This window comes from Litoreibacter ponti, assembly GCF_003054285.1.
Lineage (GTDB): Bacteria > Pseudomonadota > Alphaproteobacteria > Rhodobacterales > Rhodobacteraceae > Litoreibacter > Litoreibacter ponti.
This window is the reverse complement of record NZ_QBKS01000001.1, coordinates 1236617-1252832: the sequence shown is the minus strand read 5'-3', so window position 1 is coordinate 1252832 and position 16216 is coordinate 1236617. Positions and strand designations below refer to the sequence as shown.

General features: G+C 64.5%; 17 protein-coding genes. 10 read left to right on the top strand and 7 right to left on the bottom strand.

The genetic code is table 11. The features are described 5' to 3' along the window. Positions 1-88: 88 nt before the first annotated feature. From C8N43_RS06285 to yghU, 6 genes are all read left to right on the top strand, one after another. Positions 89-901 (top strand): methyltransferase family protein, encoded by an 813-nt coding sequence (locus C8N43_RS06285; RefSeq protein WP_107844784.1) that lies wholly within the window; start codon positions 89-91, stop codon positions 899-901. Further along, positions 898-1611 (top strand): bifunctional 2-polyprenyl-6-hydroxyphenol methylase/3-demethylubiquinol 3-O-methyltransferase UbiG, encoded by a 714-nt coding sequence (gene ubiG, locus C8N43_RS06280; protein ID WP_107844783.1) that lies wholly within the window; start codon positions 898-900, stop codon positions 1609-1611. The genes C8N43_RS06285 and ubiG overlap by 4 nt, the downstream gene beginning before the upstream one ends. After that, on the top strand, positions 1608-2003 hold the full coding sequence (locus tag C8N43_RS06275) for a DUF4149 domain-containing protein (protein ID WP_107844782.1): 396 nt from the start codon (positions 1608-1610) through the stop codon (positions 2001-2003). The genes ubiG and C8N43_RS06275 overlap by 4 nt, the downstream gene beginning before the upstream one ends. A gap of 28 nt (positions 2004-2031) precedes the next feature. Further along, a complete protein-coding gene (locus C8N43_RS19570; RefSeq protein ID WP_158269926.1) occupies positions 2032-2199 on the top strand; it encodes a hypothetical protein in 168 nt (55 codons plus the stop codon). After that, positions 2196-2837, top strand: a complete 642-nt coding sequence (locus tag C8N43_RS06270) for an NAD(P)-dependent oxidoreductase (protein ID WP_245912923.1) — start codon at positions 2196-2198, stop codon at positions 2835-2837. The genes C8N43_RS19570 and C8N43_RS06270 overlap by 4 nt, the downstream gene beginning before the upstream one ends. A 71-nt stretch (positions 2838-2908) precedes the next feature. After that, positions 2909-3766 carry a glutathione-dependent disulfide-bond oxidoreductase gene (gene yghU, locus C8N43_RS06265; protein WP_107844781.1) on the top strand — a complete coding sequence of 286 codons (858 nt, stop codon included), beginning with the start codon at positions 2909-2911 and terminating at the stop codon, positions 3764-3766. Here the strand turns inward: yghU and C8N43_RS06260 are convergent. Continuing rightward, positions 3757-5139, bottom strand: a complete 1383-nt coding sequence (locus C8N43_RS06260) for an MATE family efflux transporter (protein ID WP_107844780.1) — start codon at positions 5137-5139, stop codon at positions 3757-3759. The two genes, yghU and C8N43_RS06260, sit on opposite strands and share 10 nt — an antisense overlap. A 215-nt stretch (positions 5140-5354) precedes the next feature. Between C8N43_RS06260 and C8N43_RS06255 the strand changes: the two genes are divergently transcribed. After that, entirely contained in the window at positions 5355-6626 is a 1272-nt protein-coding gene (locus C8N43_RS06255; protein WP_425437037.1) for a DUF3422 family protein, read from the top strand. Positions 6627-6636: 10 nt separating this feature from the next. Here C8N43_RS06255 and C8N43_RS06250 read toward each other — a convergent pair whose 3' ends face one another. From C8N43_RS06250 to C8N43_RS06225, 6 genes are all read right to left on the bottom strand, one after another. Further along, positions 6637-7704 (bottom strand): hypothetical protein, encoded by a 1068-nt coding sequence (locus tag C8N43_RS06250; RefSeq protein WP_107844778.1) that lies wholly within the window; start codon positions 7702-7704, stop codon positions 6637-6639. Between the two features lie 62 nt (positions 7705-7766). After that, positions 7767-8720: an ABC transporter permease gene (locus C8N43_RS06245; RefSeq protein ID WP_107844777.1), complete on the bottom strand. Its 954-nt coding sequence runs from the start codon at positions 8718-8720 to the stop codon at positions 7767-7769. Further along, the gene (locus C8N43_RS06240) at positions 8713-9720 is read right to left on the bottom strand and encodes an ABC transporter permease (RefSeq protein WP_107844776.1); all 1008 of its coding nucleotides are present in this window, start codon (positions 9718-9720) and stop codon (positions 8713-8715) included. The genes C8N43_RS06245 and C8N43_RS06240 overlap by 8 nt, the downstream gene beginning before the upstream one ends. A gap of 76 nt (positions 9721-9796) precedes the next feature. Then, on the bottom strand, positions 9797-11512 hold the full coding sequence (locus C8N43_RS06235) for a peptide ABC transporter substrate-binding protein (RefSeq protein ID WP_107844775.1): 1716 nt from the start codon (positions 11510-11512) through the stop codon (positions 9797-9799). Between the two features lie 23 nt (positions 11513-11535). After that, entirely contained in the window at positions 11536-12591 is a 1056-nt protein-coding gene (locus tag C8N43_RS06230; RefSeq protein ID WP_107844774.1) for an ABC transporter ATP-binding protein, read from the bottom strand. Beyond that, positions 12557-13573: an ABC transporter ATP-binding protein gene (locus C8N43_RS06225; RefSeq protein ID WP_107844773.1), complete on the bottom strand. Its 1017-nt coding sequence runs from the start codon at positions 13571-13573 to the stop codon at positions 12557-12559. The genes C8N43_RS06230 and C8N43_RS06225 overlap by 35 nt, the downstream gene beginning before the upstream one ends. A gap of 205 nt (positions 13574-13778) precedes the next feature. Here C8N43_RS06225 and argE point away from each other — a divergent pair, with 205 nt between their 5' ends. The 3 genes from argE (at position 13779) to C8N43_RS06210 (ending at position 16180) form a co-directional block, all read left to right on the top strand. Beyond that, positions 13779-14930 (top strand): acetylornithine deacetylase, encoded by a 1152-nt coding sequence (gene argE, locus C8N43_RS06220; protein ID WP_107844772.1) that lies wholly within the window; start codon positions 13779-13781, stop codon positions 14928-14930. An 87-nt stretch (positions 14931-15017) separates the two neighbouring features. Continuing rightward, a complete protein-coding gene (locus C8N43_RS06215) occupies positions 15018-15680 on the top strand; it encodes a DUF998 domain-containing protein (RefSeq protein ID WP_245912922.1) in 663 nt (220 codons plus the stop codon). Continuing rightward, complete coding sequence (locus tag C8N43_RS06210; protein ID WP_245912921.1) at positions 15677-16180, top strand: DUF421 domain-containing protein; 504 nt, start codon at positions 15677-15679, stop codon at positions 16178-16180. Before C8N43_RS06215 ends, C8N43_RS06210 begins: the two co-directional genes overlap by 4 nt. Positions 16181-16216 lie beyond the last annotated feature (36 nt).

Here is a 16216-nt window from a genome sequence, read left to right as displayed (position 1 = left end):
AACTCTAGCCGCCAACGGGGGTGGCGCAAGGCCGCACTCGACGCGTGCGGCTGCCGCGATAGCTCAACCCACATGGAAAGAGACACCGATGACATGGGATGATCCAAGACTGGCCCGCCTGCGCCGCCTGATCAGCGCGGCGCTGACCCCGCCCCCGGGCGCGGGGCGGATCACGCTGGCCTTGCTGGCGGGCGTCGTCTGTCAGGGGCTCTTCGCGCTGGCGGTTCTGTCGATGGTCGTGGCGATGTTCTTCGGTATGAGCAAGAGCTTCGGCGCCGTGCCGTATCCGTGGGCGATCCTCGCAAACGTTGTCCTCATCCTGCAATTCCCGCTGCTGCATTCGTTCCTGCTGTCCAAGCGGGGCATGGGCCTGCTCGCCAAAATTGTGCCCGGCCCCCATGGCGGCACGCTGGCGACGACGACCTACGCCACTATCGCCTCGATCCAGCTCTTCGCGCTGTTCACGCTGTGGACGCCCTCGGGCATCGTCTGGTGGCGGGCAGAGGGCGCCGCATTCTACGCGATCTGCACGGCCTACGCGGCCTCTTGGCTGCTGCTGCTAAAGGCCAGTTTCGATGCGGGGGCGGAGGTGCAGTCCGGCGCGCTTGGCTGGATGTCGCTCCTGGGCAAGATCAAGGTCAAGTTCCCCGACATGCCGACCCAGGGCCTGTTTCGCGTGATCCGCCAGCCGATCTACGTGGCCTTTGCGTTGACGCTCTGGACCGTGCCGGTCTGGACGCCCGACCAGCTGGCGCTTGCCGTCAGCTACACCGCCTACTGCCTGCTGGCCCCGCGCCTCAAGGAAAAGCGGTTCGAGGCGCGCTACGGCGACGAGTTCCGTAGATACCGCGACCGAACGCCCTACGTTCTGCCGGGAACGAAAACCGGGAGCCGCACATGAGCGCCGTCCAGCGCAACAATCTGGGTATCTATGATGACGTCGCCGCTCAGTGGTGGTCGGACGAGATCCGCTGGGTGCGCACGCTCAAGAACATGGTGCCGGGGCGGCTGAGCTGGTTCGACACCAAGATCGACTGGGCGGACAAGGCGGTGCTCGATCTGGGCTGCGCCGGGGGCTTCATGGCAGAGGCGCTGGCCGAGCGCGGCGCGCAGGTCACAGGCATTGATCCGGCCCGCGACGCGATTGAGGCTGCCCGCGTGCATGCCGCGCAGGAAGGCCATGCCATTCGCTATGACACGGGCGTGGGAGAGGCGCTGCCTTACGAGGACGCCAGTTTCGATGCCGTGGTCTGTGTCGACGTGCTGGAGCATGTGCAAGACCTGCATCAGGTCTGCCGCGAGGTCGCGCGCGTTTTGCGGCCCGGCGGCACCTTTCTGTTCGACACGATCAATCGCAACCCGCTGGCGCGCCTCGCCGTGATCACCGTGGCCGAGGATATCCTCAAGCTGCTGCCCAAAGGCACCCATGACCCCGACTTGTTCATCAAACCGGCAGAGCTTCGCGGGGCCTTGGGGCAAGCCGGGCTCGAAGCTGGCAAATTCACCGGGCTGGGCCCGCGCGGCATCAACCTCAAGGGCGACATTACCTTCGGTCGTCTGCCGCTGACCCAGATCATCTACATGGGCACCGCCACGAAGGCAGGCGCATGACGACCCTCGCGCTGCTGGCAACCGCGCTGCTCTTTGGTGGCATGACGCTATATTCCTTCGGCTTCGCGGGCTTTTTGTTCCGCGCACTCCCGGCGGAGACAGCGGGCCCCACGATCCGCCGCGCCTTCCCGGGCTTCTATCTCTTTGTGATCGCAACGGCCGGTTTCGGCGCCGCAATCATGTGGCACGTGGACGAGCTGAGCGCGCTGATCCTGGCCGCGATTGCGGTCACCACGATCCCCACCCGGCAGCTGCTGATGCCCGCGATCAACGACGCCACAGACGCAGGCGCCAAGAAGCGGTTCATCGTGCTTCACAGCCTGTCCGTGGTGATCACCCTATCGCATATCGTCGGCAGCGCCGTGGTGCTGTCGCGCTTTGCGTCGATCTGACATCCGACAAAAGAACAGGAGGCACCAAATGGCAGAGAAGAAATCCCGCTACGATATCCCCGCCGAGGGGCTCGCATCCATCGACACGGCACCGGACCCGGAACTGGCCGCAGCGGAGCGCGGCAAGCTGAAGCTGCACCGCGACGGGGCGCAGCATCGCCGCTACCATTCGCTTTTTGAGGATCTGCAGAATTGAGCGCGCCCATTCTGATCATGGGTGCCACCTCCGGCATTGGCAAATGCGCCGTGAAGGAGGGGCTGTCACGCGGGCTGCACATTCGCGCCTTCGCGCGCAGCGCGGACGAGATGGAACCGCGGGACGGGCTGGAGCCTTGCCCCGGTGATGCTTTGGAGGCCGATGACGTGGCCCGCGCGCTCGACGGGGTCAGCGCGGTGATCTACGCGCTCGGCATCAAGGAGCGGATCGCGATGCTGTGGGAGAAGGAGACGCTGTTCTCCGAGACCACGAAGGTTCTGCTCGATCAGATGCCCAAAGCGGGCGTGACGCGGCTGATCGCGGTCACGGGCTTTGGGGCGGGGCGCTCCATAGAGGCGATGAGCACGATAGAGCGCATGGGCCACCGCGCCATTCTCGGCCGCCCCTACGAGGACAAGGACCGACAGGAGACGCTGATCATGGACAGCGATCTGGATTGGACGATCGCGCGCCCGGTGATCCTGACCAACAACGCCAAGGCCAAGGGGTACTCCGTCCTGACCGAGCCGTCGCAATGGAAGAATGGCCTGATCTCGCGCGCGACGGTGGCCGATTACCTGATCGACGCGGCGCAGAAGGGGCTCAACGTCCGCCAAGATGTCGTGCTGCGCGCCTGAATTACCTGTTTGCACCCCGCCGCGAGGCGGGGTTCATTGTTGTGATCTAAGACATATGGAGGCCCGTTGAGATGAGCGAAGACTACACCCCCCCGAAGGTCTGGACCTGGGACCAGGAAAACGGGGGCGATTGGGCCTCGATCAACCGCCCCATCGCGGGGCCGACCCATGACAAGGACCTGCCCTCGGGCAAGCACCCGCTTCAGCTTCATTCGCTCGCCACGCCCAACGGCCAGAAGGTCACGATCATGCTCGAAGAGCTGCTGGCCAAGGGTCATGCCGGCGCCGAGTATGACGCGTGGCTGATAAAGATCGGCGAGGGCGAGCAGTTCTCCAGCGGCTTCGTCGACGTGAACCCCAACTCCAAAATCCCCGCGCTGTTCGACAAGGACACCGGCGTGCGGGTGTTCGAGAGCGGCGCAATCCTGTTGTACCTCGCCGAGAAGTTCGGGGAGTTCCTGCCCACCGATCTGGAACGCCGGACCGAATGTCTCAATTGGCTGTTCTGGCTGCAGGGCTCCGCGCCTTACCTGGGCGGTGGTTTCGGGCATTTCTACGCCTACGCGCCGTTCAAGCAGGAATACCCGATCAACCGCTTCGCGATGGAGGCCAAGCGCCAGCTCAGCGTGCTCGACCAGCATCTGGAGGATAACGAGTATCTCGCGGGTGACGCCTACACCATCGCGGACATGGCGACCTGGCCCTGGTACGGGCGCACGGTGCGCGGCGAAAGCTATGATGCGGGCGAATTTTTGTCAGTGCATGAATACGAGCATGTCGCCCGATGGGAAAAGCAGATCCGCGCGCGGCAAGCCGTGCAACGCGGCGTCATGGTCAACCGCACCAGCGGGCCGCTCGAGGGCCAGCTGCATGAGCGCCATGACGCATCGGATTTCGATACGAATACCGAGGACAAGCGTCAGGCGTAGCGCGTCAGCGGGGTCTTGATGCCGGGCAGGTCCAGCCGGATCAGGCCGGTCGCCCGGGTCGCCGCCAGCGCGGCCCACGCGCCCAGCACATTCGCCAATACGGCGGCGGCGAGGATGCCGGTATAGCCGAACAGCATCACGCCCGCCCACGCAAGCGGCAGGTAGATGATGAAGATGCGCGACAGGCTCAGGGTCATCGACCACACCGCCTTGTCACGCGCATTCATCGCGGCGTTCGCCACGACCACCACGCCGTAGCCAAACATCGAAAGCCCGACGATCTGAAGATACTGCGTGGCGTAGTCCGCGGCCTCGCCGCCATTTGCAAGCCGTCCGGCGAAGGTCTCGCCGAAAAGCACCAAGATGACGCCAAGCCCCAGCCCGTAGAGCAGGCAGAAGGTAAACGCCTGCTGCGTGGCGGTCTGAGCCCGGTCCTGCGCCTCTGCGCCCCAGTTCTGACCCACGACCGGGCCAATGCCCGACGACAACGCCATCAATGGCACTAGCGCCAGCGACTGTACCCGGGTTGCGGCCCCGAAGCCTGCAACGGCGGCCTCGCCCACGGTCGCGACGGCGGCGGTGACAAGCGCCATGCCCGCCGGGTTGATCGCGTTGGAGAACGCCGCCGGAACGCCCACGTTCAGGATGCGCTTGATCGAGTTCATGAGATCCTGCAGGACGTCGCCGCATACGCCCAGAAGCCCGCGCCGCCACGCGATCCACAGAGCGACGACCATGGCCACAATGCGTCCGACGGTGGTCGAGACCGCAGCGCCCATTGTGCCCAGCTCCGGGATCGGTCCCCAGCCGAAGATCAGGACCGGGTTTAATCCGACGCCGAACAGCGCGGCCAGCACCATGATCGCGGCCGACGTGGCCCCGTCGCCATGGGCGCGGAAAACCGCGTTGGCGATCATCATCACGACAAGAAACGGGAAGGAGAGCGCCCAGATGGGCACGTATTGCGAAATCTCTTTCATGACCTCCTCGGACGCGCCCATCGCGCCGAACAGGTACGGGTAGGACACAAAGACGAGCACCGCAGTCAGCGACGACAAGGCCAGCCCCAGCCCGATCGCATGGATCCCAAGGCGGCGGGTGTCGTCGTCGGCATCGCCGCGGCCGACGCTCTGCGACAACGTGGCGTTGGCGCCTGCGGACAGGCCAATGGAGAGCGACGTCACCGCCGTCGTCACCGGATAGATGAAGCCCACAGCCGCCAGGGCCGTCGCGCTGAGCTGGCCCAGGAAATACGCATCCGCCAGACCCACGCTGAGCACCGCGAAGATGCCAAGGCTCATCGGGGCGGACATGGCCGCGAGCGCACGCCAAACAGGCCCCTCGGTGAGGTCGCGTTTCTTTGCAGTCGCCATGGGGGGTCTCCTTGTCCTAACTGGGATAACGCCGCGCTGACAGGGTTGGTTCCCGATATCTGCCCGGCAAGAGGCGAGGTTTCTCATAGGCGGCACGGTATGCGGCGGCACACTGATAAACCCATGAATTTATGTGGATTTTACGTTTCCTTAGCGCTTTTGGGGCCCTATGTGATAGGACATGGCCGCAAGGCGCCTTTGAAGAGTTGTTCGTCATGGAAGATCACCCGCTGCGATATACGCTGGCCAACGAGCTGCACGCGCGCCCTTTCCCCACGCTGGAAGCCCCCTGTGGCGCGATCTACCTCGCGATCAAGCGGGCCGAGGACGCCGCGGGCCGCGACCGGGAGGCCGACCGGCTTCACCTGACCCAACTGCTCGACCGCCACGGCGCGCCCCATCCGCAGCCGGGCGCGACCCATTGGTTCGGCGAGCTTGGCAAATATAAGCTCAAATGGGAGCAGCATACCGAGTTCGTGACCTACACGCTGTTCAAACCCTTCGTCGAGGATCGCCCGTTTGACGCCAAGGCCTTTGATGCCTTCCCGCCGGGCTGGCTTGCGGATGCGCCGGGCGCAAGGATCACCTCCGCGCTGATCCGGGTCGAGAACGAGACCCCCAAGCCGCGCATCAAGGAGCTGATCGAAGAGTGGTTCGTGCCGGAAAGCCTTGCCGTGTCCACGGTGCTTGATGGGGCTGCGACCATCGCGGGCGACTTCCGCATCGATGCGGGCGGGCATATGCGGTTCGCGGTCTTCGCGCAGGATACAACCGGCGAGCGGCGGGTGGGCCGCATCGTGCAGCGGCTCTGCGAGATCGAGACCTACAAAAGCATGTCGATGTTGGGCCTCGCGCGGGCACGCGAGATGGGGCCGCGTATGGGTGAGCTGGATCAGACCCTGACGGGGCTGATGTCGAACATGACGGGCAAGGGGGCCGCCGCCGAAGATACGCTGGCAGCGCTGCTTGCGACCTCCGCGGAGCTGGAGAACCTGCTGGCGCAGTCCTCGTTCCGCTTTGGCGCCACGGGGGCCTATGAGGCCATCGTCAACCAGCGCATCGACGTGCTGCGCGAGGAGCGGTTCAACGGCCGCCAGACCTTCGGCGAGTTCATGATGCGCCGGTTCGATCCCGCGATGCGCACCGTCAAGGCGTCCGAGCGGCGGCTGCAGACCATGGCCGAGCGGGCGATCCGCGCGGGCGATCTATTGCGGACACGGGTCGATGTGGAACGCTCCGCCCAGAACCAGACCCTGCTGGAAAGCATGGATCAACGCGCGGCCCTGCAGCTGCGTCTTCAAAAGACGGTCGAGGGATTGTCGGTCGTCGCAATCAGCTACTACGCGGTCAATCTGGTGCTCTATATGGTCGGCCCGTTCGGCGACACGATGGGGCTGACCAAGCTGGTGACGACGGCCCTCGTGACCCCACTGGTCATTCTGCTTGTGTGGTGGATGGTGCGCCGTATCCGCAAGAAGATGGAGTAATCGCGGGCGCCTAGCGCCGCGCAATCGTGTCGTAGTGCAGCCCGTAGGGCGAGCCGTAGCCGCTCAGCCGCAGGTTCTGGCCTGGGCGCAGAGTCTCCCACAGGCCTTCCGGCACGTTGCAGATCATGTGCACTTCGCCCGATCCGGCTTGCGTGACATGGGCCTGCCGGTCGCAACCATGGGCGCTGAGCCGCGTGCCGCGCTCCGCAACCTCGACGGTGATCGTGCGCTCGGGGCCTTGCACTGCCAGCGCGTGCAATGCCGGCGCGGCGCTCATCAGGAAGGCGGGCAACAGCAGGCTGACCGCGGTCGTGGCGCAGACCATGACGCCCGTGCGCGTGACCCAGCTGCGGCGCGGCATGAACCGCAGGGGCGGGCCGGCGATCACGGCCAACACGCCAGCACCCACGGCGCCCGCAATGATCAGGTTCACCGATTGCGCGCTGACAAGCGCCACATACGCCGGGTCGGGAACGAACCGCGCGAAACTCATCACATAGCCGATGCCCGCCAGCAGTGTGATCGCGTAAAGCCAAAGCAGCGGGCGGATCAGGCGACCCATGGGGCCGTCAGGGATCTGCTCCTTGCCGACGTCGATGGCGCGGACCTTCTCGATGTAATCGGTCGTCTCGGAAGGGGCATAGGACGCCGCGCGGAACGGCCGAAACGCCATCCCCGGCACCAAAAACGCCAGTGCGAACAGCGCCGCAACCGCGGTAAGCCCCCACATCATCTGCTCGGGCGGCACGCTGCTCAGGATCGGCACCATCCGGTAGGATTCGAACAAGATGAACATCATTGCGGCCAGCGCCAGCCAGGCGGCGGCCAAGAGCATGAACAGCACACGGCGGCCCAGCGGCGCAAAGAATTGCAGCGCGCGATCATGGGTGCGCGGCATCAGGAAAATCATCGTCATCAGGAACGAGAACGCCGCCGCGCCGCCGACGATGGCAAGCTTCTCCATCTCGCCAATCGTGAACCAGGTCACCGCCAGAACCGCCAGCGCATAAGTCAGCACAAGGCCAACCAGCCCGGTCACGAAAGCCGCGACATCACTGAGCAAAAGATCAATCTTCATAGCCCGTCCTCACACATACCGATGCGAAGATAGGGCCAAAATTTGGCATTATTGTGGCGTATCTACCGCCCGCGGATCCGGGGATCGAGCGCGTCGCGCAGCCCGTCGCCCATGTAATTGACCGCGAGGACCGTCAGCGAGATCAGCGTGCCCGGCCAGACGACCCGCTCGGGGTAGCTCACCATGCGGTCAACGCTGTCGTTCAGGAGCCGCCCCCAAGTGGGGAAGTCGGGCGGGAAGCCGAAGCCCAGGAAGCTCAGCGCACTTTCCGTGATGATCGCGGTGGCGATGCCCAGCGTGGCCGAGACCATGATGGGCGAGAGCACGTTGGGCAGGATATGCCGCGTGACCATGCGCCGGTTCGGTGTCCCGATGGAGCGGGCGGCGAGCACGAACTCGCGTTCCTTCAGCCCCAGCACATCGCCGCGCACGATCCGTGCGGTCTGCATCCAGGACGTCACGCCGATCAGCACCACGATCAGCACGAAAATGCCGCCCTCGACGCCGAAGGCCGCCGACAGGGGCTCGCGGAACAAAAGCGAGGCCACCAGGATCAGCGGCAGCAGGGGCAGGGCCAGGAACAGGTCCGTGGCGATCATCAGCGGGCGGTCGAGCTTCTTGAAGTAGCCCGCCAGCACGCCCACCAGCGTGCCGATCAGAATGGAGAGGATCATCGCCGTGAGGCCCACCGCGATGGAGACGCGCCCGCCATACATCAGCCGCGCCAGATTATCGCGCGCCAGATTGTCGGTGCCAAGCGGGTTGGCCCAGCTGACCCGGGCGCCGCTGTCCCACAGCGCGGTGTAGATTGGGCGCGCGTCGCGGGTCTTGATCATTTCGACCACTGGCGGGATGTCGGTGGGGCTCGCCGTCCAGATCAGCGGGCCGATATAGACGCCCAGCACGATGAAGACGAAGACCACCAGCCCGACCATCGCGCCCGTGTGGGTCTTGAACTGGTCCCAGACGTCCCACCACTGATTGCGGGCGCTCTCTGCGTGGGTCACATCAGTCATAGCGAATCCTCGGGTCCAGCACGCCGTAAAGTACGTCGGCGATCAGGTTGAACAGCACGATCAGCACCGCGAATATGAAGGTCAGCGTCTGCACCATCGGCAGGTCATTGGCCTGAATGGCGGTGATCAGCAGTTGCCCGATGCCGTTCACCTTGAACACCTGCTCGGTGATGATCGCGCCGCCGAAGATCGACGGGATGCCAAGGGCAATCACCGTGACGACCGGGATCATCGAGTTGCGCAGTACATGGACCAGCACCACGCCGCGCTCTCGGATGCCCTTGGCCCGCGCGGTGCGCACATAGTCCTGATTGAGATTGTCGAGCATCGAGGCCCGCATGAAGCGCGAGATCTGGCTGGTGATCTGCAGCGCCAGCACCATGACTGGCAGGAACATCTGGTTAATCTGTTTCTTCAAGCTGGCCCAGTCATCGACCACCAGCGTCGTGTCATAGATGGATGGGAACCAGCCAAGGCCCACCGAGAAGATCACGATCACCAACACGCCAGAGAAGAAGGGCGGCACCGAGAAGCCGATCATCGTGACCAGCGTGCCCGCGTTGTCGAACCACGAATACTGCTTGTAGGCCGAGATGATGCCAATGGGCAGCGCGATCAGGATGCCCACCAGATATGCCACGCCCACGACCCACAGGGTCTGGGGGATCCGCTGGGCCACGATGTCCATCACCGGCGAGCGGGTCTGCCAGGAGATCACCCGCAGCTCGCCTTCGGCAAATGTGGTGCCGAACCAGATATCCATCAGGTTCAACGGCTCGATCCAGAAGAACTGCCGCAGCCATTTGAGGTATTGTACGTGGATCGGCTCGCCAAGGCCCAGGGCCTGGCGCATCTGCTCTTTCACCGCGGGCGGCACCGTCAGCGGCACCTGCGCCATCGGATCGCCCGGCGCGAGCTGGAGCAGCATGAAGATCACCAAGGAGATGAACAAAAGCGTCGGGACCGCGAGGATCAACCGTCTGATGGTGAAGGTGAACATGTGGATGGACGCCTTGGTTCAGCTCGTTGCCGGGAAGGGGGTAGGATGGGTGAAATCACCCATCCTACGGGGTTTCTTACTCGCCGATGCGGTACCAGTCGGCGACATTCCAAAGCTCGGAATCCCACACGTTCAGGATCACGCCGCCCAGGCTGTTGGCATGGGCCGACAGACGACCGCGGTGCACCAGCGGGATCATGCCGCCGTTCTGCACATACATGTCGTTGAGCTTCTTGCCGATCTCGGCGCGGGCTTCCAGACCGGCGGTCTGGGTCAGCTCGGCATGCAGAGCGTCATACTCTTCCATGCAGAAACGCGAGATGTTCTCACCCTGCCACTGCGAGGCGGGCGAGGGGGCCTTGTCGCACAGACCGTTGGCCAGATAGGACTGCGGGTCGGTGCCGTTGAAGGTGTTGGCGTACATCTCCACGTCGGCGTAGAACTTCTGGAACGTGTCCGGGCTGCCCGGGTCACCGCCGAAGAAGACCGAGGCGGAGAGGTTGCGAAGCTCGGCCTCAATGCCGATCTCCGACCACCACTGCTTGATCAGCGCCTGGAAGTCCTGACGCACCGCGTTGGTGGAGGTCTGGTAGAGGATCTTCATCGGCACGCCGTTCACCTCGCGGATGCCGTCACCATCGGTGTCGGTGAAGCCAGCCTCGTCCAGCAGCGCGTTCGCGCCAGCGATGTCCTGCGTGTCGCAGGTCATGGAGGTCGAGTTGAACGCCTCGGGCGCAGGCACCCAGTTGCAGGTGACCTTACCGGCCTGGCCGTAGCCCACTTCGACCAGCAGCGGGCGGTCGATGGCCATGGACATGGCTTTGTAGACCGCGGGCTCACCCAGGAACGGGTGCGGGCGGATGACGGAGCGCTCATCGGGGCCAAGCGCCGGGTCAGGGTTGGTCTGGTTGAGCATGATGCGCTCGACCAGCGGGCCGAAGCCTGCGACCGGGGTGCCTTTGCCGCCCTGTTCCATCTGCGCGATGACATCGGGGGCCAGCTGCAGGTTCCAGGCGTAGTCGAACTCGCCCGTCTCCATCACGGCGCGGCCTGCGGCCGTCGCGTCGCCGCCACCCTTGAAGGTCACGGAGGCGAAGGCGGGCTTGCCTTCGTGGCGGAAGTTCTCGTTGGCTTCCATCGTGATCACGTCATTTGGCTTGAACTCAACGACTTTGAACGGGCCGGTGCCGATCGGATTGAAGTTCTCTTCCGTGCACTCGGGCGCGCGGGCGCCGGTGCAATCCGCGAACTGCGCGGCCTGGATGATCGGGCTCTCGCCGCCCACAAACGGGCCGTAGGGGTTCGGCGTCGGCTTGTCGAAGGTCACCACCACGGTGGTCGCATCCGGCGTCTCGACATTGGTGACGCCTTCGAACTTGGTCACCTGACCGCAGCCGCCCTCGGGGTCCATGCAGTACTCGGCGGTGAACTTGACGTCAGCCGAGGTGAAGTCCGTGCCATCCGACCACTTGATGCCGGGGGTGATCTTCCAGGTGATCTGGGTCAGGTCCTCGGACACGCCACCATTGTCGACGGTGGGGATTTCTTCCACGAGCCAGGGCACCAGCTCGCCTTTTTCGTTGTAGCGAGCCAGTGGCTCGATGATCATCGAGGCGCTCTCGACGTCCTTGGTGCCGCCCGACAGGAACGGGTTCAGGATCGACGGCGCTTGCCAATAGATGATCGAGACATTGCCGTCGCGGCCGCGCTCGCCCTCGTGGCCGTCGGCATAGGCCATCGGCACGAACGCCAGCGACGCGGCAGCGCCCAGCAGAACTGTTTTGAGTTGCATTGATTTCTCTCCTTGTTGGATGCTCATGTGGCCTCGCTCGGCGCCTTGGCAGCGCTCTCGGGCTTTTGGTCCAGCAGGTGGCAGGCGGCAAAGCGACCTGGGGTAACCTCCTGAAATTCTGGCTCTATCTGGCGGCAGATGTCGATCACCTGCGGGCAGCGGGTGCAGAAGTTGCACCCTTGGGGCGGGTTGGACGGCGACGGCACGTCGCCTGTCAGGATCACCCGCTCGGTGGTGCTTTCCCGGCTCGGGTCCGGCTCCGGCACGGCGCTGAGCAGCGCTTGGGTATAGGGGTGCAGCGGGCGATCATAGAGATCGTCGCGCGGGGCGATCTCGACGATGCGGCCCAGATACATCACCGCCACGCGGTCGGCGATATGGCGCACCATCGACAGGTCGTGGGAGATGAAGAGGTATGTCAGACCCATCGTCTCCTGCAGCTCTTCGAGCAGGTTGACCACCTGGGCCTGAATGGACACGTCCAGCGCCGCAATCGGCTCGTCACAGACGATGAATTTGGGGCTCAAGGCCAGCGCGCGGGCGATCCCGATGCGCTGCCGCTGCCCGCCGGAGAATTCGTGCGGGTAGCGCTTGGCGAAGTTGCGGTTCAGCCCGACACGGTCCATCAGCCCGCCCACCGCGTCGTCAAGCTCGCGGCTCGACATCTTGCGGTGCTCCAGCAGGGGCTCGGCGATGATGTCGCCCACGGTCATGCGCGGGTTCAGCGACGCCTGCGGGTCTTGGAAGATCATCTGCATCTGCGTGCGCATCTGGCGCAGCTCTTCGGGGGGCGCATGGGCGATGTCGCGCCCGCCGATGGTCACCGTGCCATCAGTCACCTCGTAGAGCCGCAGGACCGAGCGGCCCACGGTGGACTTGCCACAGCCGCTTTCGCCCACCAACCCAAGCGTCTCGCCCTCGAACACATCAAAGGAGATGCCATCGACCGCCTTCACCTCGCCCACCCGGCGGCGCATCAGCCCGCCGAAGATGGGGAAATGCATCTTCAGGTTCTCGACCCGGACCAGCGGCTGTTTTTGCTCATCAAGCGCCACGGGGCCCTCCGGTCTGGAAATCATAAAAGCAGGCGGCGTCGTGGTCGGGGCCCGCGGGAAGCCGCTTGGGGTTCTCACGGTCGCAGCGATCAAACCGGAAGGCGCAGCGGTCGCGGAACGGGCAGGCGGTGGGCACCGCGCCGAGGATCGGCGGCTGGCCCTGGATCACGTTCAGCTTGTCGGGCCGCGCGCCGCGCACGGTCGGGATCGTCTCGAGCAAGGCGCGGGTATAGGGGTGCTGCGGGTTGCCGAACAGCTCGCGCACCGGGGCCTGTTCGACCACCTGTCCGCCATACATCACCATCACCCGGTCCGCGATGCCCGCGATGACGCCCAGATCGTGCGTGATCCAAATGATCGCCATGCCAAGCTTCTCGCGCAGGTCTTTGACCAGCTCCAGGATCTGCGCCTGAATGGTCACATCCAGCGCTGTGGTCGGCTCGTCCGCGATCAGCACTTTGGGGTCGCAGGCCAGCGCAATGGCGATCATCACCCGCTGCCGCATCCCGCCTGAGAACTGGTGCGGATAGTCCTTCAGCCGTCGCGCGGCGTCGGGGATGCCGACAAGCTCCAGCAGCTCAATCGCGCGGGCGCGGGCCGCCGATTTGCTCATTCCCATATGCTTGCGCAGGGGCTCCATGATCTGGAAGCCCACGTTGAAGACCGGGTTGAGCGAGGTCATAGGGTCTTGAAAGACAAAGCCAATCCGCCCGCCGCGCACCTTGCGCAAGGTCTCGGTGTCGGTCTTCAGCAGGTCATTGCCCTCGAACATCACGGTGCCGCCGCGCACATCCGCAGGGGGCGAGGGCAGAAGGCCGATCAGCGACATCATCGTCACCGATTTGCCGGAGCCGCTTTCGCCCACGACGCCTAAAAGCTCGCCCGGTTTGACATGGAAGGTGACGTCGTTGACGGCGTGAACTTCGCCGCCGCGCGTCTTGAATACCGTCTGAAGGCCCTGCACATCAAGCACAGGCTCTTGGACTGGCGCGGGCCCGTCAGGCATTCAGTTCCCCCTGTTGGCCGCCGCACTCCCCGGTGGGCCGCTTCGTCGTTAAGCCCTGAGGTTAACACCAGTTTCCCGTCTGGCAACGGTTTTTCTGGGCCGTTTACGTTACGGATTGATCAATTGGTCAATTCTTGTGCATGGCCCTTGACGCCCGCCCCGCGCCCCCTCACGGTTCCGCGTGTAATCAGCCGGAGAACCGCCCATGGACGCCCGCGCCATCCTCGACAAACTGGTCTCCTTTCCGACCGTCAGCTCGTCCAGCAACCTCGACCTGATCGACTGGGTCGAGGACTATCTCGACGGCCATGGCGTGCGCGCCACCCGGGTTTATAATGACGACGGCACCAAGGCCTCGCTCTATGCCAATGTCGGGCCAGAGGTTGACGGGGGCGTCGTGCTGTCCGGCCATACGGATGTAGTCCCTATCGAGGGCCAGGCGTGGGACACCGACCCGTTCACCGTGGTCGAGAGGGATGGCAAGCTTTTCGGGCGCGGCACCTGCGACATGAAAGGCTTTGATGCGCTGGCGCTCGCCGCCGTGCCGCGCGCGCTGGAGCGCGGGGTGAAACGCCCGCTCCAGATCGCGCTCAGCTACGACGAGGAAGTGGGCTGCCTTGGCGCTCCGCCAATGATCGCCCAGATGCGCCAGCACCTGCCCGCCGCCGCGGCGGTCGTCGTGGGCGAGCCGTCGATGATGAAGGCCGTCTCCGGCCACAAGGGCGGCTTTGGCTGGATGATCCACATCCACGGGTTCGAGGTGCACTCGTCCCTTATGCACACCGGCGTCAACGCCATCATGGAAGGCGCGCGGCTGATCCAGTGGGCCAATGACCTCAATGACGAGATTCGCGCCCGCACCCCGACCGAGATCGCAGCACAGTTCGACCCGCCCTTCACCACCGCTCATACCGGCGTGATCGCCGGTGGCACGGCCCATAATATCACGGCCAAGGATTGCACATTCGGCATCGACTTCCGGCTGGTGCCCGGCGACGACATTGCCCAGTATCGCGACCGCCTGATGGCCAAGGTGGCCGAGGTCGAGGCCGCCATGCAGGCGGTCGTGTCAGAGACCCGCATCGAGATCGCGCAACGCTTCCACGTTCCGCCGCTCCAGCCCGAGCAAGACGGCGCAGCCGAGCGCCTCGTGCGCCAGATCACCGGCGATAACGGCACTCATGTGGTCAGCTACGGCACCGAGGCCGGGCAGTTCCAAGAGAAGGACTACTCCGCCATCATCTGCGGCCCCGGCGACATCGCCCAAGCGCATCAGCCCAACGAGTTCTTGGCGGTCAGCCAGCTCAAAGCGGGCGAGGATTTCATCGAGAAGCTCGTGGATCATCTCGCCACCTGACCACTGCCCCGCCTTGGCGCACCTTCGCAACCAATTCCGCGCGACCGGCGTTAGGCCGGTAATCAGATCGGAAAAGGATGCGCCAGCGTGGGACAAGACACTGCCCGAGACGAGGACTTGCAGACGGAAACCGACCGCCCGTTCCTGTTGATGTTTCTCGCCACCGTTGGCGCCTTGGGCTGCGTGGCCCTGTTCGTCTCCACCGCGATCGGGCCGTATTTCGTCCCCAATTACGACTGGGTGTCCGACACGATTTCCGATCTCGCCGCGGGTGAGGGCAAGCTGATCATGGATTACGGGCTCTACGGCTTTGCGGCAGGCTTGCTGGCCGTCGCTCTCGCCGCCTCTCATGGGCATATGGGCGGTGCGGGATGGTCCGTCGGCCTGATCAGCATCGCGATCCTCGCCGCACTCGTGACCGTTATCGGCGCGCGCAACGAATATGGCGATGGCGACAACGAGGGCACGGTGATCCATATCTATCTGGTCTACGGGCTGGGCGTCTTTTTCCTCGTGGCGCCCTTGGCCATGGCGGGCGGCGCGGGGCGGCACGGCACATGGGCCAAATACGCCTGCTACGTCCTGGCGGGGCTGTGGGCGCTCTCGTCGCCCGTGTTCTTCTTTCTGCCGACCTCGATTGACGGGCTGTACGAACGCCTGCTCGGGGTGATCTCGTGCCTGTTCATTTTGCTGATGTCCTACATCCTGTTCTGCCGCGGCTGGGCCTCCTACAAGAAGACCAGCCAGTGATCGTGCTGGATCTTCTCGCCCGGGTGGCGATTTCCATCGTCGTGATCGTGGCGTTGGTGCGACTCAACGGGCTACGGTCGTTCTCCAAGATGGCCGGGTTCGACTTTGCCCTGACCGTGGCGATCGGCTCGATCCTGGCCTTCATCATGACGTCGACCTCGACCCCGATCTGGCTTGGCCCTGTGGCGTTGGTCTTTCTCTTTTCTCTGCGCCACGCCCTCGCCCGGATGCGCCTGTGGCTGCCTTTCGGCGAAAGCCTGGACAATGCGCCGGTGTTTCTGATGTACGAGGGCAAGGTGCTGGAGGAGAACCTTGCCTCCGAGCGCGTCACCCGGGCGGAACTGACGGCCAAGCTGCGCGAGGCCAACGCGCTGGAGCTGTCGCGGGTGCGCGCGGTGGTGCTTGAGACAACGGGCGATGTGTCGGTTCTGCACGGCGACGCCATAGATGAAGCGATCCTCGACGGGGTGTCCTGGGGCAAGGCCAAGCAACCCGCTTGAGCCCCGCGCCCGATGCGCTACTGTCTGAACGAACGT